Source organism: Pontibacterium sp. (assembly GCF_964228735.1).
In the GTDB taxonomy this organism is placed as follows: domain Bacteria; phylum Pseudomonadota; class Gammaproteobacteria; order Pseudomonadales; family Balneatricaceae; genus Pontibacterium.
In genome coordinates, this window is the sequence record NZ_CAXRBQ010000078.1 from 1 (window position 1) to 4,651 (window position 4,651).

Annotated in this window: 5 protein-coding genes; 3 read left to right on the forward strand and 2 right to left on the reverse strand. The window is 51.6% G+C overall.

Translation table 11 applies throughout. The features are described 5' to 3' along the window. The 3 genes from ACEQ15_RS08585 to ACEQ15_RS08595 all read left to right on the forward strand — a co-directional run. A partial coding sequence (locus tag ACEQ15_RS08585) for an NAD(P)-dependent oxidoreductase (RefSeq protein ID WP_370278718.1) occupies nucleotides 1-706 on the forward strand: 706 nt, incomplete at its 5' end. A 222-nt stretch (nucleotides 707-928) separates the two neighbouring features. After that, on the forward strand, nucleotides 929-2,488 hold the full coding sequence (locus ACEQ15_RS08590; protein ID WP_370278719.1) for a BCCT family transporter: 1,560 nt from the start codon (nucleotides 929-931) through the stop codon (nucleotides 2,486-2,488). A gap of 125 nt (nucleotides 2,489-2,613) precedes the next feature. Beyond that, a complete protein-coding gene (locus ACEQ15_RS08595) occupies nucleotides 2,614-3,477 on the forward strand; it encodes a LysR family transcriptional regulator (RefSeq protein ID WP_370278720.1) in 864 nt (287 codons plus the stop codon). Nucleotides 3,478-3,637: 160 nt separating this feature from the next. Here the strand turns inward: ACEQ15_RS08595 and ACEQ15_RS08600 are convergent, their stop codons facing one another. Both ACEQ15_RS08600 and ACEQ15_RS08605 read right to left on the reverse strand, forming a co-directional pair. Continuing rightward, entirely contained in the window at nucleotides 3,638-4,276 is a 639-nt protein-coding gene (locus tag ACEQ15_RS08600) for an EcsC family protein (RefSeq protein WP_370278721.1), read from the reverse strand. Nucleotides 4,277-4,377: 101 nt separating this feature from the next. Further along, a partial coding sequence (locus ACEQ15_RS08605) for a hypothetical protein (protein WP_370278722.1) occupies nucleotides 4,378-4,651 on the reverse strand: 274 nt, incomplete at its 5' end.

A 4,651-nucleotide genomic window follows, 5' to 3' on the forward strand; every position in this document is an offset into this window, starting at 1 on the left:
GATCTTCACTTCCCTGCCAAGTTCTGTGCAGGTGAATCAGGTGGCCTTCGGCGAAGACGGCATTCTGGAAAACGCCCTGACCGGCGCAACCTGGTTTGAAACCAGCACCAACGAACTGGCGGAGTGGGAAAAAGTACGCGAAGCCGCGCCTGAAGACATGACGCTGATCGATGCACCGGTAACCGGCGGTTCTGAAGGCGCAGCAGCGGGCACCCTGACCATGCTGCTGGGCGTCGAAGAAGACACCCTGGCGAAGTTCGCACCGATGCTGGATGCATTCACCAAGAAAGCGGTACGCATGGGCCCTGCAGGCGCAGGCTATGTAACCAAACTCTCCCAGCTCCACCTGAACTACCTGGTGGCGATGGGCATCGGTGAAGCCCTGATGATGGGGGCCAAAGCGGATCTGGACCTCAATGTACTGCACAACGTATTGCAGAACAGCTGTGCACAGAGCTACGTGGTCGACAACTACATCCCAAAAGTGCTGGATGGCAGCTACGACCGCTCCTTTGCACTGGGCCTGGCAACCAAGGACATGCGCCTGATCACCGAACTGGGAAGCCACCTGGGCATCGATATGACGCTGGCCAACAGCGTATACGACAAATACAAAGTTGCGACCGATAAATACGGTGCGGAAGTCCCTCACCTGAGCGTACTCAAGCTGATCGAAGAGCAATCCGACCAACTCCTGCGTACGTAACAGACCGCAATCACAGGGTCAGATTTATCCCCGAATCAGACCTTTCTCATACAAGATAACTTGTATAACCCTCTGTCCCTCTCACAGGCCGATTGGCTTTATTCGCAATCCGGCCTGTCTTTTTGTATGAACTAAACTTATAGTTCTAAGGCATTGTGCGGTCGCACAGCGACCATAACCTATTATAAAAACTATAAATTCTTCAGGGAGTTACGTAGTAATATGTCAAACGGCGATAAACCAGCGCCTCTTTCAACGACAACGGATTACCAGATAGGACAGGACAACATCCAACCTTTTGGTTTGGATATCCATAACCTGGTCTTTCCCGTCTCTGCAGTCTGCATCGTTGTATTTGTCGCGTTAACCCTACTTTTCCAGGAACAGGCCGGCACGTTCTTTAACGAACTGCGCCCTTGGCTGACCACCCAGCTCGACTGGTTCTTTGTTGGCAGCATCAACTTCTTCATCCTGTTCTGTCTTTTCGTTGCCTTCTCCAAGACGGGCCGCGTAAAGATCGGTGGCCCCGACGCCAAACCTGAATTCAGCTACCCGGGCTGGCTGGCGATGCTGTTCTCTGCGGGTATCGGTATCGGCCTGATGTTCTTTGGTGTGCTTGAGCCTGTGACTCATATGCTCAGTCCTCCCCTGGGTATCTCACCGGATGCACCGGAGGCGGCTCGACTTGGTATCGCTGCGGCGACCTTCCACTGGGGCCTGAGTGCCTGGGCGGTATACGCCGTTGTAGGCCTGGCACTGGCGTACTTCAGCTACAACCACGGTCTGCCTCTGACACTACGTTCTGCATTCTTCCCACTGCTGGGCGACCGCGTGTGGGGTTTCACCGGCCACGTTATTGATACCCTGGCCGTCTTCGCCACCATCTTCGGTCTGGCAACCTCCCTGGGTTACGGTGCTGAACAGATCGCGGCAGGTCTGAACGAACTGTTTGAGATTTCCCCAACCAACATCGTCAAAGTTGTGCTGATCGTCGGTATCACTCTGATCGCGATCGGCTCCTGTGTGGCGGGTATCGACTCCGGCGTAAAACGTCTGAGTGAGATCAACATGGTGATGGCGGTCGGCCTGCTGCTGTTCGTACTGTTCAGCGGCCCAACGCTGGAGTTGCTGACCAAGTTCGTAGTGGGTCTGGGCGATTACGTTAAGTACAGCATTCAGCTGTCTAACCCGGTAGGTCGTGAAGACACCGGTTTCTACCACGGTTGGACCACCTTCTACTGGGCATGGTGGATCGCGTGGTCTCCATTCGTGGGTATGTTTATCGCGCGTGTCAGTAAGGGCCGCAGCGTACGTGAATTCATCGTATGTGTACTGATCGTACCTACCATCTTCTGTCTGCTTTGGATGACCGTGTTCGGTGGTGCAGCGATAGAACAGATGGCAGGCGGTTACGACGGTGTACGTGAAGCCGTAAGCAACTGGCAACCTGAAGTGGTTCTGTACCGCCTGCTGGCTGAACTGCCGATGAGCTTTATCGTATCGTTTATTTCGCTGCTGCTGATCGTAATCTTCTTCGTAACCTCGTCTGACAGTGGCTCTCTGGTAATCGATACAATTACTGCGGGCGGTATCATCAACCCACCACTGCCACAGCGTATCTTCTGGTGCTCTTTTGAAGGTCTGGTAGCAATTGCCCTGCTGCTGGGTGGTGGCCTGGGATCGCTGCAAGCGGCAACCGTATCCACCGGTTTCCCGTTCTGTATCGTGCTGTTGCTGATGTGTCTGAGCCTCTATAAAGGACTCAAACACGAACGGGTGTAACCTAACATAGCGATAAACAAAGCCCGCTGTCTTAATGATCGCGGGCTTTTTTGTCTCCAGCTTTCGAGATAACTGGTCCCCATCTTAGAATGAACGGATAACCGGCAAGTGCATTAAAGGCTGTTATGAATATCGAGAACCTGCGCGCGTTCCTGGAAGTGACCGCCACCGGCAGCTTTCAGAAAGCCTCTGAAAACCTGCATATCACCCAGTCCACTGTCAGTGCCCGGATAAAAGCTTTAGAAGAGCGACTCAACCGTGAATTGTTTACCCGTAAACGTGATGGCGTTGCGCTGAACAACGGCGGCAAGGCGTTCTATCCGTACGCCCTGTCGGTGGTAAAAACCTGGCAGCAGGCACAACAGGAAGTATCTCTGCCACCTGGCGTGGAAGGGATCGTCAGCCTCGGCATTCCCGTACATTACTGGAACAAGCTCTACTCCGACTGGCTGGATTGGATGAACGAGAATGCACCCGGCATCGCAACCCGTATCCAATCCGACTACTCGGTCTACCTGCTGAATGAAATGCGTGACGGCCTGCTCGACCTGGCTCTGATGTTCGAACCAATTTACAGCCCCGGGCTGCATATGGAGCCCCTCTTTGAAGAACCGCTGATTCTGGTCTCCACCGAACCACGCAACGTGGGCACCGGCCACACCGAGGGATACATCTACATCGACTGGGGCCATCAGTTTCAAGACCAGCACAACCGCGAATACCCGGATGTGCCTCACCACAGGATCACCCTGGCACTGGAATCCCAGGCACTTGAGCAGATTCTGGAGCGTGGCGGATCAGCCTACCTCGCCCACTCGACGGTGCAGAAGTATTTGGAGGCAGGGAAACTGTTTCGGGTAGAAGGTGCGCGGGAGTTTAATCTAACAATCTATCTGGCGGTTGCGGATGCACGGCGCAATGATCCAGCGGTGCTGCAGGCGATTGAAGGGTTGAGGGCAACGCGTTTTGTTGGGGAGTATGGGGTGTGATGTTCGTTTCACAGCCCCGATACATAAACCCGGCACCTGCATGTAGAGGTAAACCTCACTTTAGAAGGTGTCTACTAATCGTGGGTAACTCGGTTCCTTAACGCCGCAAGTACGGGCGAGCGCAGCGAGTCTTGCCCAAAGGTCAGATTGCAGCCGCTTGTTAGGCATACTCGCTAGTTTTAACAAATGTATCTCTAGCAATATTGCCAATTGTATTAGTTGCAATGGAATCGACTGTACCGCCAATTACACCACCGACCAATGGAACAGCTTTACCTAAATTTATAACGCCTTTCTCTCCAAATTTTGTTAGAAGGCGAAACCCTACCTTTTGATTGATAGCCGTAATTGTTTTACCAGAAATATTTTTTATGACGTTGGTAGTAAGCTTTGTACCAACAACAATACCCATATCTTTTAAAATATCTTTCCCTGCATTACCGGTAAGACAAGCATAAACGAGGGTTTTAACTCGATCATCCTTCAAGTCATGCCCACCCATGTGTGCGATCGCTGCAATCATCCTTACCTGAACATACATGACGCTAGTTATATTGGCTGGAATCGTCACAGGCATAGTTACAATTCCACCAAGGCCGGTTAAAAACCCTGACGTTCCAGCCTTAGTATTTTGCCAGCGAATTAACGAATTTACTTGGTCAATAAGATCATCATCACTTGCCAAATAATCTTCGGCTAACTCGCTTGCTGAGTCTAATCCTGGCACGCCATCCACGGCTTTTTCATAAGCCCAGTCCAAGGCCTGCATGATTTTACTTTCTGTAAGTTCTTTTCCCATCTACTCTTCCTCTTGCCTAATGCCCGGCTTTGGGGCTGACTTGTAGCTGCGGAGCAGCGAAAAGGCAGTCCCAGCCACTCATTGGCGACAACAGCCGCTTGTTATGCATCAATATCCGCAGGCTCTTCATTTGTTTTGACTAAAACTATTCGATAGCCACGAAACTCTTTGGATAAGACGACTTTCAGCGCTGACAACCCAAAAGCCAAACCAATAACCCCATAAAGTATATCTATGAAAACCCTATAAGGTACCTGTGATATACCTAAAACACCAAAACTCAGCCCTATTGCGGTGCCAACTAAAAAAACCGAAATAAATGTCCATAGCGCCGATCTCCAGCACCAACTCCACCAGATTTGTAAAGTGTTTCTC

What these genes read in the sequence shown, in the direction of transcription:
- ACEQ15_RS08590 (WP_370278719.1), top strand. Translation starts at nt 929, where the DNA reads ATGTCAAACGGCGATAAACCAGCGCCTCTTTCAACGACAACGGATTAC.
- ACEQ15_RS08595 (WP_370278720.1), top strand. Translation starts at nt 2,614, where the DNA reads ATGAATATCGAGAACCTGCGCGCGTTCCTGGAAGTGACCGCCACCGGC.
- ACEQ15_RS08600 (WP_370278721.1), bottom strand. Translation starts at nt 4,276, where the DNA reads ATGGGAAAAGAACTTACAGAAAGTAAAATCATGCAGGCCTTGGACTGG.